The sequence below is a fragment of the Synechocystis salina LEGE 00031 genome (assembly GCF_015207985.1).
Classification (GTDB): Bacteria; Cyanobacteriota; Cyanobacteriia; order Cyanobacteriales; family Microcystaceae; genus Synechocystis; species Synechocystis salina.
On sequence record NZ_JADEVV010000009.1, the window covers coordinates 63,417 to 83,732 of the forward strand.

Below are 20,316 nucleotides of genomic sequence, written 5' to 3' on the forward strand. Positions count from 1 at the left end.
GGCAGATTCCTCAAATTTGCTTTACAATGGGAAACATTAAGAAAAATTAAGATTTCCCGGTTCTTTCTCATTTTTGCTCCCAACGACGGGCAAAACCATGGGTCGGAGATCGGGAGAGAAAATTTTCCTTCGTAATTATTATTTGGAGATTTTGCGCCATGACCATTGCAGTCGGACGCGCCCCAGTCGAAAGAGGATGGTTTGATGTCCTCGACGATTGGCTAAAGCGTGATCGTTTCGTATTTATTGGTTGGTCTGGTTTACTGCTCTTCCCCTGTGCCTTCATGGCCCTGGGGGGATGGCTAACCGGCACCACCTTCGTTACTTCCTGGTACACTCACGGTCTAGCCAGTTCCTATCTAGAAGGAGCTAACTTCCTGACCGTGGCGGTATCTTCCCCCGCCGATGCCTTCGGCCATTCCCTCCTGTTCCTCTGGGGGCCTGAAGCCCAAGGTAACCTGACCCGCTGGTTCCAAATTGGTGGTTTGTGGCCCTTCGTTGCCCTCCACGGTGCCTTCGGTCTGATTGGCTTTATGCTGCGTCAGTTCGAAATTTCCCGTCTGGTGGGTATTCGTCCCTACAACGCCATCGCCTTTTCTGGTCCCATTGCGGTGTTTGTCAGCGTCTTTTTGATGTACCCCCTGGGACAATCCAGTTGGTTCTTCGCCCCCAGCTTTGGGGTAGCGGGAATCTTCCGGTTCATTTTGTTCCTGCAAGGGTTCCACAACTGGACCTTGAACCCCTTCCACATGATGGGAGTAGCAGGAATTTTGGGCGGCGCTCTATTGTGTGCCATTCACGGTGCCACGGTGGAAAACACCCTGTTTGAAGATGGGGAAGATTCCAACACTTTCCGGGCATTTGAACCCACCCAAGCAGAAGAAACCTATTCTATGGTGACCGCTAACCGTTTCTGGTCTCAGATTTTCGGTATTGCGTTCTCCAACAAACGGTGGTTGCACTTCTTCATGTTGTTTGTGCCGGTAACTGGTCTGTGGATGAGTTCCGTGGGTATCGTTGGTTTAGCCTTGAACCTACGGGCCTATGACTTCGTCTCCCAGGAACTACGGGCAGCGGAAGACCCGGAATTTGAAACGTTTTATACAAAAAACATTTTGTTGAACGAAGGGATGCGCGCCTGGATGGCTCCCCAAGATCAACCCCATGAAAACTTTATCTTCCCTGAGGAAGTACTACCCCGGGGTAATGCTCTCTAAGGTTTTGTAAAACAGTCGTCACTCGAAAAATGGCTAAAAAACAAAACTAATTGAGCAAAACATCAGCAATTAGCTAAAGTTGGGAGAGTGTTACCGCTCTCCTTTTTCTTTTGCCCTAGCCGATGATTATTGCCATCACTGCCCTCAAAGGGGGCGTTGGGAAAACTACCACCGCTGTCCACCTGGCGGCCTATCTGCAACAAAAGGATCAAACATTGCTGATCGATGCGGACCGTAACCGTTCGGCGTTGATTTGGGCCAGGGAAGAGAAATTACCTTTCTACGTTGCTTCCCAGGCGGGCTCCACGGCGTTAATTCGTAAATATCCCCACATTGTGGTGGACACCAGGGCCATGCCGGAATTGGATGAGTTTCGGGATTTGGCGGAGGGGAGCGATCTGTTGATTATTCCCACCACCCCCAATCACTTGGATTTGGATGCCACTTTAAAGGCGGCGGAGCAGTTGGCATCCCTCAAGGTTAACTACAAAATTTTGTTAACCAAGGTAGATGCCCGTACCCGTAGTGGTCGAGAGGCAAGGCAGTTATTGCAGGCGGAAAATTTACCTCTGTTCACAACGGAAATTCCCCTATTGGTGGCCTTTGAGCGGGCTTCCCAGTCGGGGGTAATTATTCGAGATTACGTCGATCCCCGTTCCCATTTGGCCTGGGGTCGCTATAAAGCGGTGGGCCGGGAAATTTTACCCTAGACTTTGGCACGATATTTGATGACGGTTCCCTACCCTACCCCCCTACTGGCCACATCCAGTAAAGCTTTGTACCATCAGGTTTCGAGCCTGTTGCTATACCAAGGTATTTTCGACCATCCCATTGGGGAGGCTTTTCTAGATTTGTTGCGCTGTTTGCACCACAATGGGACTAACCAAAAGCCGGAAGCCACAGTTTGTCTGCAAGCCTATGGGGCATGGTTTCGTCATTTGGCGGAGGTGGGTCAAAGTTGGCAGGATTTTTTGCTCGATCGCCTGTTGGAGGATGAAAACCCATTTAGTGTGCGGGTGCAGAGGGAAGAATTGGCCCAATTGCCAACTAGTTTGCAGGATGCGGCTCGCCACGATCTGAATTTGATCCAAATGGTGTATCAATGCCCACCAGAACAGATTTTGCAGTGGGTAATTATTGCTTCCCAAACCCCAGTGGCGTTAAAGGCTTGGCAGGTGCCCAACCAAATGACCTTTCCCGCAGAAAGCGACCAAAAATGGGGAGACAATTTGGCTTATCTGGTGGGCCATTATCGGCACAAAGGCGTGGGGGCCGTGGCCCATTACCGGGCTTTTCGTTGGCAGGGGGAAAACCTACAGGGGGTACCCCAAATTGATGGTGTTCAATTGGCGGATTTAGTGGGTTATGATGAGCCTCAAAAAGTCCTTTGTCAAAATACCCAGTGTCTATTGCAGGGACTGCCGGCGCTAAATGTGTTGCTCTATGGCAGTCGGGGCAGTGGTAAATCTTCCTTGGTTAAGGCCTTGGTTAATCAGTATGGCGATCGGGGTTTGCGCTTGGTGGAAGTGTCTCCACGGGATTTGATTACCCTGCCTTTATTGGTGGAAAAATTACGCAGCTATCCGCAGAAATTTATCATTTTTGTCGATGATCTCTCCTTTGAAGAGGAGGATGAACGTTTCAAAAGTTTAAAGGTTGTGTTGGAAGGTGATCTGGTCGCCCGACCCGCCAATGTGGTCATTTATGCCACCAGTAACCGCCGTCATTTAATCCGAGAATTTTTTGGCGATCGCCCTTCGCCCCAGGATGCTGATGAAGTACAGGCTTGGGATACGGTGCAGGAAAAATTATCTTTCAGTGATCGTTTCGGCTTGACTCTAACTTTTCCGCCGGCTAACCAGGACACCTATTTGGCGATAGTACATCACCTGGCCAAACAAGCGCAGCTTAACTTGCCGGCAACGGAGTTAGATTTTCGGGCGAAGCAATGGGCTACCCGTCATAATGGGCGATCGGGCCGCACAGCCAGGCAGTTTGTGGATTATTTAATCGGCGAACAAGGATTAACTTCCCCTTAACATTTCCTGTTTTGACATCACTATGGATTGGCAACTATTTGGTCTGAGTTTTATTACCGTTTTTTTGGCGGAAATTGGCGACAAAAGTCAGTTGGCGGCGATCGCCTTAGGGGGCAGTGCCAAATCTCCCCGGGCCGTATTTTTCGGTTCCGTCACAGCGTTGATTTTAGCTAGTTTTCTGGGGGTATTAGCGGGGGGTAGTCTAGCCCAGTTTTTGCCTACTAAGCTACTCAAAGCATTGGCTGCTCTGGGTTTTACCGTTATGGCCCTGCGTTTACTGTGGCCCGACCAAGAAGATTAGATCACCGACCGTAATTTTTCCACCCAATCCAACAGGCGATCGCCATTCACCCGATAACTAAGGGGATGGGCAATGAGCCGGGCACTACTGTCGAACAAAACTTCAATTTCCACCAAACCATTTTCCTGGAGAGTGCGGCCAGTGGAAACTAAATCCACAATAGCTTCCGACATGCCCGTGATGGGTCCCAACTCTACCGAACCGTAGAGGGGAATAATCTCCACTGGTAAATCCAAACGACGGAAATGCTCCAACGCACAATGGACAAACTTAGAAGCCACCCGGCCATGGGGCGGTAAATCCACCGATCGCCGATAGGGACTCGCTTGGGGCACCGCCACCGAAAGACGACAGCCCCCAAAATTTAAATCCGCCAACTGGGCCACCGCTGGTTTTTTTTCCCGCAGAATGTCATAGCCCACAATGCCCAACTGGGCCTGGCCATATTCCACATACACCGGCACATCCCAAGCTCTCACCAACAAAGCCTTGGCCCGATGGGTGGGATCAACAATTTGTAGCTGACGGTTTTTGGGTTCGAGGAAAGCAGAAAAATCTAGGCCAATTTGCTGGAAACGGTCAATACTATCCCGCAACAACGAGCCTTTCGGTAAAGCAATGGTGAGCATAACAATTTAAGATTGACCCGACTGCGGGGCTGGGGGCACTTGCCAATTATCAATGATACGTTGCCGCGGCCTGGCGATCGCCAAAGATCCCGCCGGCACATCCCGATTGATCACCGATCCCGCTGCCACCGTTACCCCTTCCCCCACCTGCACCGGGGCCACAAAGACACTATTGGCCCCCGTTTTAGTGCCACTACCAATCACCGTGGCATGCTTACTCACCCCGTCATAATTAGCGGTAATGGTACCGGCCCCCACATTGACCCGCTCCCCAAGTAGCGCATCCCCCAGATAACTGAGGTGGGCCACATTAGTTTGGGCGCCAATGACAGATTTTTTGACTTCGACAAAATTACCAATGCGACATTGGGCTTGAATATCCGCTTCTCCCCGAATGTGGCTATAGGGGCCAAGGCGACAACCATCCCCAACCTGACTCTGGCTGACCACGGAAAATAGAACGAAAGAATTAGATCCGATGGTACTATCCTCGATCAAACTACCCGGGCCAATGCGACTACCCCGACCGATGACCGTTTTACCCCGCAGGTGGGTGTTGGGTTCAATGATCACATCCGCCTCCAGCACCACCGTATCGTCAATGGTGATGCTATCAGGATTTATCAAAGTAATGCCTTGGGCCATCCAGTCATCCTTGATGCGATTTTGCAAAATATCATTGGCCGCCGCCAACTGTTTGCGGTCATTGATGCCGTTAATTTCCAAATAATCATCCACATCCACCGCCATCACCTGGTCTAGGTAGTCCACCACTTCTGTCAGGTAATATTCCTGTTGATCATTGTTGGCCGACAATTTGGGCAGAGCCGCGGCTAACCGGGGCCAGTGAAAACAATAAATGCCCCCATTCACCCGATGGTTTTGTCGTTGGGCTGCATTACAATCCCGGTCTTCGACAATTTGCGTCACCCGATTATCCCCATTACAAAATACCCGGCCGTAGCCCTTTGGGTCTGGTAAATGGGCTGTGAGCAGGGTGGCCGCATTGCCATGGCGTTGGTGGGTGGCAATCAAATTTTCCAAAGTTGCCGACCGCAGTAGGGGGGCATCGCCGTTGAGCACCAACAAATCCCCTTGGTAGCCCTCGAGGCAAGGCAGTAACTGCTGAATGGCGTGGCCAGTGCCCAATTGTTCCTTTTGCTCCACAAATTCCACGTCCGATCGCCCGGCCAAGGAAGATTCCACCGCGGCGGCCTGATAACCCACAATCAATATTTGTCTCTCGGGGGTGAGGGGACGGCAACTTTGCAATACCCTTTCCACCAAACTGTAGCCCCCCAATTGATGGAGCACTTTGGGTAAATCCGATTTCATGCGGGTGCCCTTCCCCGCTGCTAACACTGCAACCGCCACCATAATGGTTTTCTGTCCTGATCATCGCCATTGAGTATATCGTGATTGGGGCAAGGCAAATTCAGCCACAAAACTGCCAACCAAGAACCATCGGCAAAACCTTAACAAAAATTTTATGGTTGCCCAAAGCCTAGAAAAATTAGGTATTTATACGGGAGAGCAAAGAATTGTAATAGATAATACAGCAAAGCCCCCCTTTGTTTGTATTTGGGGTTAGGTTATAGTTGTGTGTAGGTTTCGATCTCCGAATTTTGGTGACTTTCTATGAGTACTGCAACTTTAACTCCCCTTTCCTCCTTCGACTACGATATCAATATGCTCAAGGATGAAGCCCGCCTGTTAGTGGAGCGGGGCACGGTGAGTCGTCACCAACCGATTTATGTCCTCTGTCAGTATATTCCTGCCCGGGAATGGGTCTGTGTGGAATGTGAGTTAGAAAGAAATGACTATTTACTGCGGGATCAGATTGGTGACTTGATGTCCTCCGAATGTTGGGAAAATGATTAATTGATTGGTTTTGGTTATGGTTTTTAATTTAGTACTCCACTTCTTCTGGGCTTAACGTCCCGGTCTATTCCCAGTCCCAGTCCTCCTGCAAATTATCTAAATCCGTTTGCTCACAGAAACTCTGGAGTTCTTGATGCTCCTGGCGACGGGAATGGCGACGGTATTTTTTAGTCTCTAATTTCGGCTCATCATACTTTTGGCCATCACTGCCAGTTTTAGTTTTCAAACCTGTGTCCGCTTCCTTGGGCTGTTCGGGATTTTGCTGGGCCAGAACTTCCTCGAGGAAGGCTAAGTAATGGTCATAGCGCTCCCAGTCTTGCCCCACAGCACAGTCCGGTTCCCCTCGATGGAGACAGTCTTTAAAAAAACATTCTCGCCCTGTCAATTGCTGGCGGGCTTCAGGAAAGAGATGAATTAGTTGGGCCGGCTCAACGGCCAAGTCTGGTTGGTTGAAGCCTGGGGTATCCGCCAGTAGTCCCCCGGCGGGGAGGTCGAATAGTTCCACATGGCGAGTGGTGTGGCGGCCTTTGCGCAATTTGCCCGATACTTTTTTCACCTGTTGCTCCACCCCTGGCACCAGCAGGTTGATCAGACTGGATTTGCCCACGCCAGAGGGGCCAGCCATGAGGCTAATACGGTGTTTTAATTTTGCTTGTAATTTTTCCACGCCCCAGCAATTTTGCACGCTGAGGATGATCGGTGTATAGCCCCAATTAGTTAGGCGATCGCCCCAGAATTTAACCTCTGTTTCCTCCACCAGATCCTGTTTATTGAGGCAAAGGCTAATTTCCAACCCAGTGGCTTCCGCTTGCACCAGGAATCGACTCAACTGCCATTCTTCCAAGGGAGGATCGGTGAGGGCAAAGACTAAACAAATTTGTTCCGCATTGGCCACCGGCGGCCGTTCCAACACCGTGCGGCGGGGATAAACTTTGGCGATCGCCCCTAAATCCCCCTCGGCCACCATGGGCACTTCCGTCGCCTTACCTTGACTCTGTAATAGCAAGGAAGGAGGTAATTCCACCCGGACTTGATCCCCCACCATGACCTTTTGCCCTACTTTTTTCAGACGGGTACGGCGGGTGCAGAGCAGTGGCTGGGCAGTCACATTCCGCAAACGCACCCAATAGTAGTTAGCTTGAACAGCAATAACCGTGCCGTCATCCGTCGCTTTGGTCATTGTTAACCCCTAGCCCCCTAGGGAACTGCCACCGGAACGGTAATGGTCAAACAATAGGCTGATTCTCCCTTCAGTGCCCGTAGGGATTGTTCTGTATAGCCCTCCAATTCCAGGCTATGGGGCACCTGCTCCACCGGCTCTCCCCCATCCAGCCAGACTTCCAGGCATTGTCCTGGGGCCATCTGGGCCAGTTTGAGCTTAGTGCGGACAAAGTTAATCGGACAGGGAGTGCCCCGCAGATCTAGCAAAATTGGTTCATTGTCCTGGCTCATTTATGGAATAGTCCCCCTAAAAATCCTTCCAAGCCTCCTTTGCCATGGCTCTCACCCTTAATGGTGGCCAGCCGTTCCAGCAGTTCCCGTTCTTCGGAGTTAATGCGGGTGGGAATCTGTACCTTAATGGTAATTAGATGGTCTCCCCGGATGGTGGCGTTGCCTAATTTGGGCACCCCTTTATTTTCTAGGGTCAATACGGTGTTGGGTTGGGTGCCGGCCGGAATAGTCAGCTCCGCTTTACCATCCACCGTGTCCACTTCCAAACGACAACCGAGAATAGCTTGGAGATAACTCACTTCCAAGTTGGAACGAATATTCATCCCTTCCCGGACAAAGTTCTTATCTGTTTCCACCATCAGAAAGACGTATAGATCCCCGGCGGGGCCGCCCCGTAGACCGGCATCCCCTTCTTTGCCCACCCGCAGACGGGTACCATCGTCTACCCCAGCGGGGATGGTAATTTTGAGCTTTTTCGTTTCCTGTTTACGACCGACTCCGTTGCAGGCTTCGCATTTTTCTTCAATCACTTCCCCGGTGCCGTTGCAGGTGGGACAGGTGGAAACCTGGGCAAAACTACCAAAAGGAGTGCGGGTAGCCCGGCGGACCTGGCCAGCGCCGTTACAGGTGCCACAGGTTTTAACTCCGGTACCCGGTTTAGCGCCAGTGCCTTCACAGACCTGACAGGATTCCAGGTGGGGAATGCGAATTTCTTTTTCGCCACCAAAAATAGCTTCTTGGAAAGTTAACTGTAAATCGAGCCTGAGGTCATCCCCCCTGGTGGGGCCATTAGCCCGGCGACGACCCCGTTGTTGGCCACCCATGCCGCCACCGAAGCCACCAAAAATGGTTTCAAAGATGTCGGCAAAGTCTCCCATATTGCCCACATCAAAGCCCTGGGCGCCGCCACTGCTGACCCCTGCTTCGCCAAATTGGTCGTAGCGCTGACGAATTTCCGGCTCGGAGAGGACTTCGTAGGCCCGGTTAATTTCTTTAAATTTTTCCTCTGCTCCTGGTTCTTTATTAACGTCAGGATGATATTTGCGGGCTAACCGACGGTAGGCTCGTTTGATTTCATCTTTATTGGCATCCCGCGTCACTCCGAGCGTTTGGTAATAATCCCCAGGCATAATGCGTCGATGTTTTGCTTAACAATAATTGACAAGGCTTCTGTAGTGTTTACTGTAGCAAACTCTCGCCCCTACATGGTTGCCCAGAAATCCCCACCTCCGTACCTTAATTGATCTCGTTGCGGACTCCGTTTAGTCCAGCCAGGGCAATGGCAATGGCATCCACACTGTCATCAATGGGCAGATCCTCCAGACCAAAAAAATTTTGCACCATGGCGGCCACCTCGGCTTTATTGGCTTTACCGTTGCCCAGATGGCATTTCCAACTGGATTGGTGCAAAAAGACGGGGTGAATGCTCTTTTCTCGGTAAATAACCAGGTTGATCACCCCCAAGGCCTGCATTACGCCCCCGGCCGCTTTGATTTGCCTACTAAAAAAAGGCATTTCCATGGCGATCGCCTGGGGAGAAAATTCTTCCAATAGGGCGTGAATATCTTTCTCAATTTCCACCAGCCGTTGCGGGGTGCTGAGGTGCTTGGATGTTTCGATGATGCCGTAGTCCACCAGTTGGGCAGATAGATCCGGTTGACCATCCAGAATAGCCCAACCAATAATGGCCAAACCAGGATCAATACCGAGCCAACGTTGGGTGGCCTCACTATGGTTCATTACTCATTGCTCAATTGTTATCCCTGGTCCAACTGGGCCAAAATTTGCACCGCTTGTTCACACAAAGCTCCATGGCGAGAACCGTTAGTGGCCATGATGCCGCCCCATTGCCGCACGTCTCCCCGGTTATATACCACAGGGGTTTGGTCAAAATAGGTAAACTTGCCCCCTGCTTCGGTGAGAATTAATTCCGGGGCCGCAAAGTCCCAATCCTTAGCGGCGGATTTACCAGAGAGGGAAATGTACACATCGCTTTGTCCCTCCAAAATGGTGACGATTTTACAGCCCACACTGCCCACATAATGGCGATCGCCAAAGGGTAAGCGGTCAATCAAATCCTGAAAACGTTGGTCCCGATGGCTACGGCTCACCACTAGGGTTAAGGGGCTAGAATCCGATTTAGAGGTTACTTGCAACCGAGTCACTTCCCCTGCTTTGGTCTCCCGAAAACAACCCTGGCCTTGGACGGCGTAGTAAAGCTTTTCTGCCTCTGGCATACCCACCAAGGCTAAGACCGGCCGCTGGCGATAGGTCAGAGCAATGTGTAGAGCATATTCCCCGGTTTTATCAATAAAATCCCTGGTGCCGTCGAGGGGGTCAATGATCCAGACCCAATCCTGGGGTAATGGCTCGTTGCCCTGATGAGTTTCTTCGCTCAGATAGCCAAATTCCTCTGGGCTAAAGGTCTCCTGCAGGGTAGCTAAAATATATTTGTTAGCCGCCAAATCCGCCGCCGTAACCGGGCCATCCTGTTTATCCTCGTTGGCATTTAAATTAGTCTGATTATCGCCGTTGTAGTAGGACTGGAGGATTGCCATGGCCCCCCAACCGACGGTGCGGAGAGTAGTTAAACAGGAATCAAGGTTGGGTAACAGGTCGCTATGGGCCATATAAAGTAAATGCAGTGGAAGCGAAAATCAAACCAGTAGTGTAGCCCAAAGGATCAACTTCAGCTTGGATTGGATTTCCTCAGTAAGTTTACCCTTGCCCTAAGCCCCTGGAGCGGGCTTTGTCAAAATCCCAGTAGGGTGAAACGAACCAAACGGTAGCCCAGACAAAGGCAGAATAATACGAGCAGGGCCGTTAAGCTGGTGAGCACAATCCGTAAAAGTACTTTTTCGTAATCGCTCCAGAAAGGGGGCACGGGATGGGGTTGGGATTTGAAAGAATAGTGTTGAAAGTGAACTGATGCCGTCAACCAGCGGGGCACTGCCGACAAAATTAACAATTCCATCCTACTATCTAAGATCGGACTAGATTAGTTTCACCATCTAGCCAGCAACATAATCCCTCGCATTGACTGCAATTTATGGAAATTCGTCGCCGTCCTCCCAATCCCCCCATTAACGTTGACATTCTCCAATACCAAATTAAGCATCCAGAGGCGGCTCCCCGGCACATTCTGGAGGAGATTGTCTGGCACAAGGAAAAGGAAGTGGCCCAACGGCGGGAATTGGTGCCCTTGGTCAAACTCCAGAGTTTGGTTAAGGACATGGCTGCTCCTTTGGATTTTGTCGGAGCATTACGCCAGAGCCAGCGTCAACCGGCTTTAATTGCAGAAGTGAAAAAAGCTTCCCCCAGTAAGGGCATTATTCGGGCTGATTTTGACCCAGTGGCAATCGCCAAGGCCTATGAAGCGGGTGGGGCAAACTGTTTGTCGGTGTTGACGGACGAGAAATTTTTCCAGGGCAGTTTTGAAAATTTGCAACTGGTGCGCTCAGCGGTGCAGTTACCCCTGCTGTGTAAGGAATTTATTATTTACCCCTACCAAATTTATCTAGCCCGGAGCCGGGGGGCCGATGCGGTGTTGTTAATTGCCGCCATTCTCAGTGATAAGGATTTACCTTATTTCCTCAAAATTATCCAAGGTCTGGGCATGGCTGCCCTGGTGGAAGTCCACACCCTGGAGGAAATGGACCGGGTGTTGGCCCTGGAAGGGGTGCAACTAATCGGGGTTAATAACCGTAATTTGCAAAACTTCACCGTTGATCTGCAAACCACAGAGGAGCTTTTTGCCCAACGACGGGAGCAATTAACCCAAGCAAGCATTACTTTAGTGAGTGAATCCGGCATTTATGAGTTAGCCGATTTGCAAAGATTACAGCAGGCTGGAGCCCGGGCCGTGTTGGTGGGAGAATCCCTGGTGAAACAACCAGACCCCCAACAGGCGATCGCCGCTTTGTATGGTGAAGTTTAACTTTCCCCCATTGCCTGGAAGCATCAATCCGTGGTGCCAATGTTGCCATTTTGTTGTTTTTGTTGCTGGAGCACCAATTGCTGTTTAACGGCGATCAGTTCTTGGTCTCTCTGCTGGAGCATTTCCGCCATTTGTTGAATGGTTCTGGCCAACGCCCCCAATTCATCGGCTCGATTAGTGACTTCCTCCAACCCCAACTGGTCGGCTTTAAAACTGTTATTTTCAATGGCGGCGGCGATCGCTGCTGTAACGTAATAAATTTGGGCTAAGTCCTCCACACTGCGGTGATGGCGAACTTCAAAGGCATCCATCACTTGGTTATAGCGGCCGGCAATGTGCCCCACTTCAGTGAAGGGATTGACCGGCACCCGCAAACTCAAATCATGGGTTTTAGCCTGGCGGTCCATCACCTGAAAAAGTTCGTAGGTTTCTGTGGTGGCTTGGTGTTCGGACACGTTTAAACCAATTTCCTCGTCCTCCGGAGAGATGCGTAGGCTGAAAACCCGGTTCAGAAAGGTTAAAACTACCCAGGCTGAGCCAAAGGCCAAGAACGCACAAATACCAACACCCAATATTTGTACTCCGCATTGTTGCCAACGATTCAGTCCTGTATCCACCAACGCTAATTGACCAAATAGACCCACACAAAGGGTGCCCCAGACCCCAGCCCCGCCATGGACCGCCACCGCATCCACCGCATCATCCACTCCCCAGTGCAACATTTGTCTGCCTACTAAGTGGGCGATCGCCGCTCCCGTAGCCCCAATCACTATGGCAATCGGAGTGATGACCACGTTGGCCCCGGCGGTAATGGCCACCAACCCAGCCAGGGAACCGTTCATCAGGGGTTCCACCTGGATCATTTTGTCTTGGAGTAGACTGATCAACCCTGCCATCAACATGCCCCCTACCCCGGCCAACACGGTGTTGACGATGATGCCCGGCACTGCGGGAGTTAGTGCAAGAGTGCTGCCCCCATTGAAGCCCAACCAGCCGAACCAAAGAATTAAGGTGCCGAGAACGGAAAAGGGCATATTGGAGCCCTGAATTTTTGCGGCTTTGCCAGTTTTAGGAAAACGACCTTGGCGGGGACCGACTACCAAAATAGTGGCCAAACCCACCCAGGCCCCGACGCTATGAACTACGGTGGAGCCAGCAAAATCCCGAAATCCTAAATTTTCTAGCCATCCCCCCATGGTTTCGATGCCCGCCGCTGTGGCCAGGCCATTCCACGCCCAGCCACCAAAGAGGGGATAAATTAGCCCAGAGGCTAGACCGGCCACCAACAGATAAGCGGAAAATTTAAGCCGTTCCGCCGCCGCCCCGGAAATAATAGTGGTGGCAGTGCCACAGAACATGGCTTGGAAAAGAAAAAAGACCGCTAAGGATGGCTTCTCGCCGACACTGACAAAGTTATAGCCCTCTCCCCACCAACCCCCCTGGGATAGTCCAAACATAATGCTGAAGCCAAATGCCCAAAAAAGAGCAACGGAAATACCAAAATCAGCAAAGTTTTTAATGGCGACGTTAATACTATTTTTGGAACGGGTTAGCCCCGACTCCAAACACATAAAACCAGCTTGCATAAAGAATACTAAGCCAGCACAGAGCAAGACCCAGAGTGTATCGATGGAGGTCATGGTGTCAGGGCCGCCTCTTGCCAACGGGCTTTGAGTTGTTTGCGCTTAAACTGATACTGTTCGGCAAAGCGGGGAATTTCGGAACGATGGCCGATGACAATTATGGTGTCGTTCTCGTTCAAAATTTGGGAAGGGTGGGGATGGAGAATAGTACTACCGTCAGCCCGTCGTAGGGCAATGACAATGAAAGCTCCCTTACTGCGGACTTCCATTTCCATAATGGTACGACCCATGGCGGGGGAATCCGGCGCCACAATTAATTCGTCCATTTGCACTTCTACGCTGGCCAACAGATCATTTAAAAAGCCCCGTTCATCGGGCCGATGGAGAAAATCCCGGCGATTTGACTGGGTGATTAAATCCGCCATCTGAATGGCCCCCACTGTGAGGGGTAAAATCACTTGGTCTGCCCCGGCGAGCCGCAATTTTCTCTCTGTTTCGGGAATTTCCCCCCGGGCTAAAATGGTCAAACGGGCGTTAAGTTCCCGGGCGGTCAGGGTAATAAAAACGTTGGTGGCATCTTCCGGTAATACGGTGGCTAGGGTTTGGGCTTTCATTACCCCCAGCATTTGCAGTTGTTCTTCCCTGGTGGCATCCCCACAGTGGGCCAGATAACCCAAGGATTCGGCGATCGCCACTTGGCTTGGTTGATTATCAATGATGCCAAAGGGCAAACCGGACTGCTTCAATTGCTTTGCCAAGACCTGCCCCATGCGCCCAAAACCGCAAATAATCGTGTGGTCAGTCAAGTTGGCAATTTGCCGTTGCCGTTGTTGATTCCCCAAAGCCCGATGGATTTCTCCCTCCGTCACCATTTGCACAAATGCTCCGACAATATAGACCGCAGAGGTGGTGCCCGCTAGGATAACCCCCATGGTGAATAACCTTTCCGCCGGCGTTGTGAGGGGACGTACTTCCCCATAGCCCACCCCAAAAACGGTAATTACCACCATGTACACCGCTTCCGTCGTTGTCCAACCAAAACAGATGTAGCCCAAAGTGGCCAAAACTAGGGTGACAGCGAAAAACAATACCCCCAGCTTGAGCCGTTGATTGGAATTCTGCATAGTTAAACGGAACAAACGGCGATCAGCAAAGCCTAGGGACAGAAAAACACCGTCCGTATAGGCAGTTTATCAACCCTGACCTGGAAAATTGTGGCGAGGGACACTAAATTCCCAATTCCCCTTTGTCACGAGAGTAGCTAGGATTATGGAGAATTTACTCAATTTCCCAAAAGTTAACTGTCAAGACGGTGTCAATGTCAGACTCCCATGGCCACAAGTCAGGAAAATTAAACTCGGCATAGTCATCACGAACCGTTTCTAAGGCAAATTCCCAAGCTAAATCAAAGGACTGCTCCCAAATTGATTTCAGACTGGGGGAGGCTTTAATTTCAAACCTAATCTGGCGGCGCTGTTCTCGGATGGTCCGCTCCCAACCATTATATTCTTGGGGCATACCCACATAAATTCGCTTGAGTAAGTGCTCCAGCAAAGTAGCCAAGCGCTGTCTCAGTTCTCGCTTTTGCGATCGCCCCAAATCCTCAATTTCCTCAATTAAGTTTTCCACATCTAAATATTCAAAATCCCTGGCTTTAAGTTTGGAGATTATTTCTTCAGTCCAAAGTAAGTAATCAACCTCATAGAGAGTTGTTGGTTTTAAAACAGTGCTAGACATGACACCAACTCCGGATTCAAATCTTGGAAAAATGCAAGACCTTGGGGATAATTAGCTGGGTTTTTAGTTACAAACTACTATTTAAGGAAGTAACAATAATGACTGTCGAAGTTGCGGGCTACTCGGTATTTTAGCCATTACCTCTATCGATGTCAGTAAATTTTTTAATGCCCCAAGACTGGTGGAAACCTAGGCAGATTCCGGTTTAGGTAAGGAAGAGGGGTGGAGCAACAATTCCGCCGTAGAACGTTTTTCCACCATTTCCCTCGTGATCAAGCAATGGGTCAAATCCTCCCGGGAAGGCAGTTCGTACATCACGTCCAGCATTAATTCCTCCACAATGCCCCGTAACGCCCTCGCCCCGGTTTTACGACGGTGGGCCTCCGTGGCGATCGCTCGCACCGCATCGGGTTGAAAATCCAACTCGACATGGTCCATGCCCAATAGGGTTTGATATTGTTTAACAATGGCATTGCGGGGCTGGGTCAAAATAGCAATTAGGGCATCCTCATCCAGGGGATTAAGGCAAGCCATCACCGGAATCCGGCCGATAAACTCGGGAATCAGACCAAATTTGACTAAATCGTCGGGTTCTGCTTGACGGAGCACATCGGCGGTACGCTTTTCCTTGCTGGGTCCCTCCCCTGGCCGCACAAAGCCCATGGATTTTTTACCAAACCTTTGTTCGATTACCTTTTCTAAGCCAACAAAAGCACCACCACAGATGAAGAGAATATTGCTAGTATCAATTTGAATACAATCCTGGTAGGGATGCTTTCTGCCTCCCTGGGGCGGCACATTGGCCACCGTTCCTTCCAACATTTTCAGCAAAGCCTGCTGTACCCCTTCCCCCGACACATCCCTAGTGATAGAGGGATTTTCACTTTTGCGGGCAATTTTATCAATTTCATCAATGTAAATAATGCCCCGCTGGGCCTCCTCCACATCCAAATCCGCCACCTGGAGGAGTCTTAACAAAATATTTTCCACATCCTCCCCCACGTAGCCCGCTTCCGTCAGGGTAGTGGCATCGGCCACAGCAAAGGGTACTTCTAAAATCTTCGCCAGGGTTTGGGCTAGCAGGGTTTTACCGGAGCCCGTGGGCCCCACCAGGAGGATATTCGATTTTTGTAATTCTACCGCCTCGCCGGGATCCGCTTCCTGATTGCGCTCCAGCAAGTTTAAGCGTTTGTAATGATTATAAACAGCAACGGAAAGTACCTTTTTGGCCTCATCTTGGCCAATCACATACTCATCCAAGTACTGTTTGATCGCCGTGGGCTTGGGTAATTCCTCTAGGGTGAGGCGGCGGCGGGGCTGGCTAGATTTTTTCGGCTTTTGGCCTCCCCCTTCCCTGTCCCCAACTGTGGCAGGGGGAACATCCAACAACTCCTCATCTAAAATATCGTTACAGAGTTCCACACACTCGTCACAAATATATACACCAGGGCCAGCAATTAATTTGCGGACTTGCTCCTGGGATTTGCCACAAAAGGAACATTTCAGATGGGAGTCGTATTTGGGCATAAAACTAACCGAGGGAGGTGACGGGGGTAGTGGGATCGGGAAGGTTGGGGCGGTAAATTACCTGGTCGATGAGGCCATACTCCTTTGCTTCCTCCGCAGACATAAAGAAATCCCTTTCCGTATCTTCCTGGAGTTTCTCCATGGGTTGGCCAGTGTGTTCCACCAACATAGTGTTAAGACGGTGTTTGATGTACAGGATTTCCCTGGCCTGAATTTCAATTTCCACTGCTTGACCCTGGGCTCCCCCTAGGGGTTGGTGGATCATGATACGGGAACTAGGCAAAGCCATGCGTTTTCCTTTACAGCCACCGGAAAGCAAAAAGGCTCCCATGCTGGCGGCTAGCCCAAAACAGATGGTGACCACATCGGGGCGGATCTGTTGCATGGTGTCATAGATAGCCAATCCCGCATAGACCGAGCCTCCCGGGGAGTTGATGTAGAGTTGGATATCTTTTTCCGGGTCCTCTGCGTCCAAGAATAGTAGCTGGGCCACAATGGAGTCCGCCACTTGGTCGTCCACGGGGGTGCCCAAAAAGATAATTCTTTCCCTCAGCAGACGGGAGTAAATGTCGAAGGATCGCTCCCCCATGCCAGACTGTTCCACCACCATGGGAACAACGCTTTGGATGTTATTGCCCCCTAGGGTGCTGAGGGGGGAACGGTAGGGAGAACGGGAGTTGACCATGGGTTAGGTACGGAGAAGGTAGGGGAAATTAAGAAAAAAGCGGACGGCGATTAAACTAGCGTCCAAGGGTGGGGGAAAGAAAAGATTTTTCCTTGCTTTGCTTTAGGTTAACTCAACTTTGTTGCTGACATGGTCTCATCTTACCTAGATTGACTTGAGCCTTGGGGGTTTACCGTCCTAGGGCAGGGAGGGCAGGGGGTTAATCTGCCCTGTCAATTTACCTATTCCGGACATTTCTCCTCTAGTTTGCGGAGGCCCGGTATGGCACCTGACACCCCAAGGCTGAGTGGGGGCAATGGGTTACTCCTCGTTACTCCTCATCGGAGCTTGCTTCCACGTCAACAACGGCTTCCCCCTCTGCATCGTCGTCATCTGGGGCATCTTCCTCCGTTGGGCTGAGGCTACCTTCGGGCAATAGTTCGATGGTGGCCCATTCTTTGAGCAGATCCAGCACTTTACTTTCTGTGAGGGAACTTTCCACAAAGTTTACCAGCCGGGATTCGTCGATTTTTTCTCCCTTGAATTCCCGACGGAGTTCGTCACAGCGTTCCTTGATTTCCGCTTCGGTGGGCTCAATTTTTTCTTCCCTAGCAATAGCCCCTATCATCAGTTGGGTTTTCAGGTTGGCGATCGCCTCCGGGCGGGAATTGTCCTTGAGGGTTTGGAGCATATCATCCCCTTGGCGGAAGAGCTGGGAAACATCCAGACCCATGCGTTCTAATTCCATGGCGGTTTGGGCCACCAGGCGATCGCACTCCTGTTTGATCATGGTTTCCGGTAAATCCCCGGTGAACAGTTCCCCCAATTTTTGCTTAATGGCGGCTTTAATATTGTCATCGGTGCGCTGTTTGGCCTGGTCCTGGAATTGCTTCTCCAGATCTGCCCTCAGTTCGTCCATGGTTTCAAACTCGCTGACATCTTCAGCAAAGTCATCGTCCAATTCGGGTAGTTCCCGGAATTTAATTTCCTTGAGCTTAATTTCAAACAGCACGTCTTCCCCGGCCACCGCTTCTAGGGGGTAGTCCTCAGGAAAAGTAACCGGAATGAGCTTGGTTTCGTCGATCGCCATGCCGGCAATGCCATCCACAATGCCGGTAACAAAACGACCTTCTTCCAGGGCCACTTCAAAATCGGAACCCTTCACTTCGGCGATCGCCTCTCCGGCTTGGCCATCTTCCGCCACTTCAAAAGCGGCATAGTCCACAATGGCCACGTCTCCCAGGGCCGCAGGGCGATCTTCCACCGGCACTAGGGTAGCCCGTTTTTCCTGTTCTCCCTTGAGCCACTGGTCAACAGCATCGGCACTATACTCAATTTCTTCCGCCTGGGCGGTGATTTTTTTATAGCTCTCCGCCTCATACTCCGCTTCGGGGAACACATCCGCCGCCACTTTAATGGTGAGGGGCGCATCGGGGTCGAAGGTCTGGATCAAGTTCTCCATGTCCGAGCGCAGGGAAAAATTGCCGATGATGGGCAATTCCTCTTGCTTGACAGCCGCCTTAATACTGTCGTCGATCAACTCTTCAATGGCCGTGGCCTTAATGTAGCTTTGTCCCAAACGCTGGATCACAATGGCCCTGGGCACCTTACCCCGACGGAACCCAGGAATATTAACGGTGCGGGTTAACTTTTTGACGACGTTCTCGTAAACCTTTTTCGACGCTGTGGCGGGAATCTCAATTTCTAGCCCAACTTGACTATCTGGCAATTTTTCCTGGGTAACTTTCATTGATGGGAAATCTCGATGGTGAAACAATGGGGGCAGTGGGCACTAAGTTCACCCCTGGAGGGCTGGGAAGGACTACAGAAATTGGTCTGTGGGCCCTTCTACCCGTGCTATGCTAGGTTCACTTAGACCGAGGGAAATGTTTCCCTTCTAGCCCCGCAACGCAATGACTCGGGGAAGACCTGTGGCGGTCAACCCAATTGATCATAATATAAGCCGGGTGCCATTTTTCCCTAGGGCAAGAATCTTTTCCCGCCGGGCCCATTGTTCCATGGGTAATTCTTTCTTCCATGGTGGCCCCCCAGACCGGTTTGAACGAATTGGGCAAAATCAATAATTTTTCTAGCTGGACAATTCAATAATGGCCTTGCTGTTTACCGGGAAATGCCCTGCGCCACAACCTATTTTTTCTTTATCTTGCTGATTTTTTGCCCCAATGACTTTGACCAACTTGGCTGGATTGAGCGGTTTAATTGAGCTTAATGCCACTGTCTGAGCACCTTGTCCATCTTTTGATCCTGATTAGCTACTGGAGGAGTAAGCCTTGCCATCACCGATACGCGTTGCCATCCTGGGGGCCACTGGGGCCGTTGGCACAGAATTACTGGAGCTACTGGCCAGCCGGAATTTTCCCCTGGCGGATTTGAAACTGTTAGCATCGCCCCGTTCTGCGGGGAAAACCCTGGAGTTTCAGGGGGAAAAGTTACCGATCCAGGTGGTGGACGGGTCAGCTTTTAAAGACTGTGACCTGGTATTAGCCTCCGCAGGGGGTTCCACCTCCAAACGTTGGGCCGAGGAAATTACCAAGGCTGGAGCGGTGATGGTGGATAATTCCAGCGCTTTTCGCATGGTGCCGGAAGTGCCCCTCGTGGTGCCCGAAATCAATCCCGAGGCGGCCCAAAATCACCAAGGCATCATTGCCAACCCCAACTGCACGACAATTTTAATGGGGGTGGCCATCTATCCCTTGCACCAAATTCAACCCATTCAACGCATTGTGGTGGCCACCTATCAGTCCGCCAGTGGGGCTGGGGCCATGGCCATGGAGGAAGTCAAACACCAAAGTCGGGATATCCTGGCAGGAAAAACTCCCCAAGCCGAAATTTTGCCCTATCCCCTAGCGTTTAACCTCTTTCCCCACAATTCCCCCATCACAGACAATCATTACTGTGAAGAGGAAATGAAAATGGTGCAGGAAACGCGGAAAATTTTCGCCGCCGAGGAGATCAGAATTACGGCTACCTGTGTGCGGGTACCGGTGCTCCGGGCCCACTCGGAAGCGGTTAACTTGGAATTTGCCACGCCGTTCCCGGTGGATTTGGCCAAAACGGCGATCGCCAAGGCCCCAGGGGTAAAACTGGTGGAAGATTGGCAAAAAAATTATTTCCCTATGCCTATAGATGCTACCGGCCAGGATGATGTGTTGGTGGGGCGGATTCGCCAGGATATTTCCCACCCCAATGGTTTGGACCTGTGGTTGTGCGGTGACCAGATTCGTAAAGGGGCGGCCCTCAATGCGGTGCAAATTGCCGAACTGTTAGTGGAGCGGGGTTGGCTGTAGAATTTTTCCAAACCCACCGATGGTCACTTACCCGTTGCCCT

21 protein-coding genes are annotated in these 20,316 nt (G+C 51.0%); 7 read left to right on the forward strand and 14 right to left on the reverse strand.

Features of this window, described 5'->3' with window-relative positions; genetic code table 11:
* Positions 1–158: 158 nt before the first annotated feature.
* The 4 genes from psbD to IQ217_RS04790 all read left to right on the forward strand — a co-directional run bounded on the left by psbD (position 159) and on the right by IQ217_RS04790 (position 3,557).
* Positions 159–1,217: a photosystem II D2 protein (photosystem q(a) protein) gene (psbD, locus tag IQ217_RS04775; protein WP_010872429.1), complete on the forward strand. Its 1,059-nt coding sequence runs from the start codon at positions 159–161 to the stop codon at positions 1,215–1,217.
* A 122-nt stretch (positions 1,218–1,339) separates the two neighbouring features.
* On the forward strand, positions 1,340–1,927 hold the full coding sequence (locus IQ217_RS04780; RefSeq protein ID WP_010874075.1) for a ParA family protein: 588 nt from the start codon (positions 1,340–1,342) through the stop codon (positions 1,925–1,927).
* Positions 1,928–1,945: 18 nt separating this feature from the next.
* On the forward strand, positions 1,946–3,256 hold the full coding sequence (locus IQ217_RS04785; protein ID WP_194019104.1) for an ATP-binding protein: 1,311 nt from the start codon (positions 1,946–1,948) through the stop codon (positions 3,254–3,256).
* A gap of 22 nt (positions 3,257–3,278) precedes the next feature.
* Complete coding sequence (locus IQ217_RS04790) at positions 3,279–3,557, forward strand: TMEM165/GDT1 family protein (RefSeq protein WP_190595477.1); 279 nt, start codon at positions 3,279–3,281, stop codon at positions 3,555–3,557.
* Here the strand turns inward: IQ217_RS04790 and hisG are convergent.
* Positions 3,554–4,186 (reverse strand): ATP phosphoribosyltransferase, encoded by a 633-nt coding sequence (gene hisG, locus IQ217_RS04795; RefSeq protein ID WP_190595478.1) that lies wholly within the window; start codon positions 4,184–4,186, stop codon positions 3,554–3,556. The genes IQ217_RS04790 and hisG overlap by 4 nt on opposite strands.
* Before the next feature lie 6 nt (positions 4,187–4,192).
* Positions 4,193–5,563 carry a bifunctional UDP-N-acetylglucosamine diphosphorylase/glucosamine-1-phosphate N-acetyltransferase GlmU gene (gene glmU / locus IQ217_RS04800; RefSeq protein ID WP_194019105.1) on the reverse strand — a complete coding sequence of 457 codons (1,371 nt, stop codon included), beginning with the start codon at positions 5,561–5,563 and terminating at the stop codon, positions 4,193–4,195.
* Between the two features lie 261 nt (positions 5,564–5,824).
* Between glmU and IQ217_RS04805 the strand changes: the two genes are divergently transcribed.
* Positions 5,825–6,067 (forward strand): DUF4327 family protein, encoded by a 243-nt coding sequence (locus IQ217_RS04805; protein ID WP_190595480.1) that lies wholly within the window; start codon positions 5,825–5,827, stop codon positions 6,065–6,067.
* Between the two features lie 64 nt (positions 6,068–6,131).
* On the opposite strand, the gene rsgA is transcribed toward IQ217_RS04805, so the two are convergent.
* From rsgA to IQ217_RS04835, 6 genes are all read right to left on the reverse strand, one after another.
* Complete coding sequence (gene rsgA, locus IQ217_RS04810) at positions 6,132–7,247, reverse strand: small ribosomal subunit biogenesis GTPase RsgA (RefSeq protein WP_194019106.1); 1,116 nt, start codon at positions 7,245–7,247, stop codon at positions 6,132–6,134.
* Between the two features lie 17 nt (positions 7,248–7,264).
* On the reverse strand, positions 7,265–7,519 hold the full coding sequence (locus IQ217_RS04815) for a sulfurtransferase TusA family protein (protein ID WP_194019107.1): 255 nt from the start codon (positions 7,517–7,519) through the stop codon (positions 7,265–7,267).
* Positions 7,516–8,649: a molecular chaperone DnaJ gene (gene dnaJ, locus IQ217_RS04820; protein WP_190595483.1), complete on the reverse strand. Its 1,134-nt coding sequence runs from the start codon at positions 8,647–8,649 to the stop codon at positions 7,516–7,518. Before dnaJ ends, IQ217_RS04815 begins: the two co-directional genes overlap by 4 nt.
* A gap of 106 nt (positions 8,650–8,755) precedes the next feature.
* Positions 8,756–9,259, reverse strand: coding sequence for a crossover junction endodeoxyribonuclease RuvC (locus IQ217_RS04825; protein ID WP_194019108.1), 504 nt, complete (start codon positions 9,257–9,259; stop codon positions 8,756–8,758).
* Between the two features lie 17 nt (positions 9,260–9,276).
* Positions 9,277–10,149, reverse strand: a complete 873-nt coding sequence (locus IQ217_RS04830) for a 3'(2'),5'-bisphosphate nucleotidase CysQ family protein (RefSeq protein WP_194019109.1) — start codon at positions 10,147–10,149, stop codon at positions 9,277–9,279.
* A 122-nt stretch (positions 10,150–10,271) separates the two neighbouring features.
* Entirely contained in the window at positions 10,272–10,493 is a 222-nt protein-coding gene (locus tag IQ217_RS04835; RefSeq protein WP_194019110.1) for a hypothetical protein, read from the reverse strand.
* A gap of 75 nt (positions 10,494–10,568) precedes the next feature.
* On the opposite strand from IQ217_RS04835, the gene trpC reads away from it, so the two are divergent.
* Positions 10,569–11,456 (forward strand): indole-3-glycerol phosphate synthase TrpC, encoded by an 888-nt coding sequence (trpC, locus tag IQ217_RS04840; RefSeq protein WP_194019111.1) that lies wholly within the window; start codon positions 10,569–10,571, stop codon positions 11,454–11,456.
* A 23-nt stretch (positions 11,457–11,479) separates the two neighbouring features.
* Here the strand turns inward: trpC and IQ217_RS04845 are convergent, their stop codons facing one another.
* The 6 genes from IQ217_RS04845 to tig all read right to left on the reverse strand — a co-directional run bounded on the left by IQ217_RS04845 (position 11,480) and on the right by tig (position 18,717).
* Positions 11,480–13,096 carry an ammonium transporter gene (locus IQ217_RS04845; RefSeq protein ID WP_194019112.1) on the reverse strand — a complete coding sequence of 539 codons (1,617 nt, stop codon included), beginning with the start codon at positions 13,094–13,096 and terminating at the stop codon, positions 11,480–11,482.
* Positions 13,093–14,163: a potassium channel family protein gene (locus tag IQ217_RS04850; RefSeq protein WP_194019113.1), complete on the reverse strand. Its 1,071-nt coding sequence runs from the start codon at positions 14,161–14,163 to the stop codon at positions 13,093–13,095. The genes IQ217_RS04845 and IQ217_RS04850 overlap by 4 nt, the downstream gene beginning before the upstream one ends.
* 154 nt (positions 14,164–14,317) lie before the next feature.
* A complete protein-coding gene (locus IQ217_RS04855) occupies positions 14,318–14,776 on the reverse strand; it encodes a DUF29 domain-containing protein (RefSeq protein ID WP_194019114.1) in 459 nt (152 codons plus the stop codon).
* Between the two features lie 189 nt (positions 14,777–14,965).
* Complete coding sequence (clpX, locus tag IQ217_RS04860) at positions 14,966–16,303, reverse strand: ATP-dependent protease ATP-binding subunit ClpX (protein ID WP_190595497.1); 1,338 nt, start codon at positions 16,301–16,303, stop codon at positions 14,966–14,968.
* Positions 16,304–16,307: 4 nt separating this feature from the next.
* Entirely contained in the window at positions 16,308–16,988 is a 681-nt protein-coding gene (gene clpP / locus IQ217_RS04865; protein WP_194016074.1) for an ATP-dependent Clp endopeptidase proteolytic subunit ClpP, read from the reverse strand.
* 310 nt (positions 16,989–17,298) lie between these two features.
* Positions 17,299–18,717 (reverse strand): trigger factor, encoded by a 1,419-nt coding sequence (tig, locus tag IQ217_RS04870; RefSeq protein ID WP_194019115.1) that lies wholly within the window; start codon positions 18,715–18,717, stop codon positions 17,299–17,301.
* A gap of 541 nt (positions 18,718–19,258) precedes the next feature.
* On the opposite strand from tig, the gene IQ217_RS04875 reads away from it, so the two are divergent.
* The gene (locus tag IQ217_RS04875; RefSeq protein WP_194019116.1) at positions 19,259–20,275 is read left to right on the forward strand and encodes an aspartate-semialdehyde dehydrogenase; all 1,017 of its coding nucleotides are present in this window, start codon (positions 19,259–19,261) and stop codon (positions 20,273–20,275) included.
* The last annotated feature ends 41 nt before the right edge of the window (positions 20,276–20,316 follow it).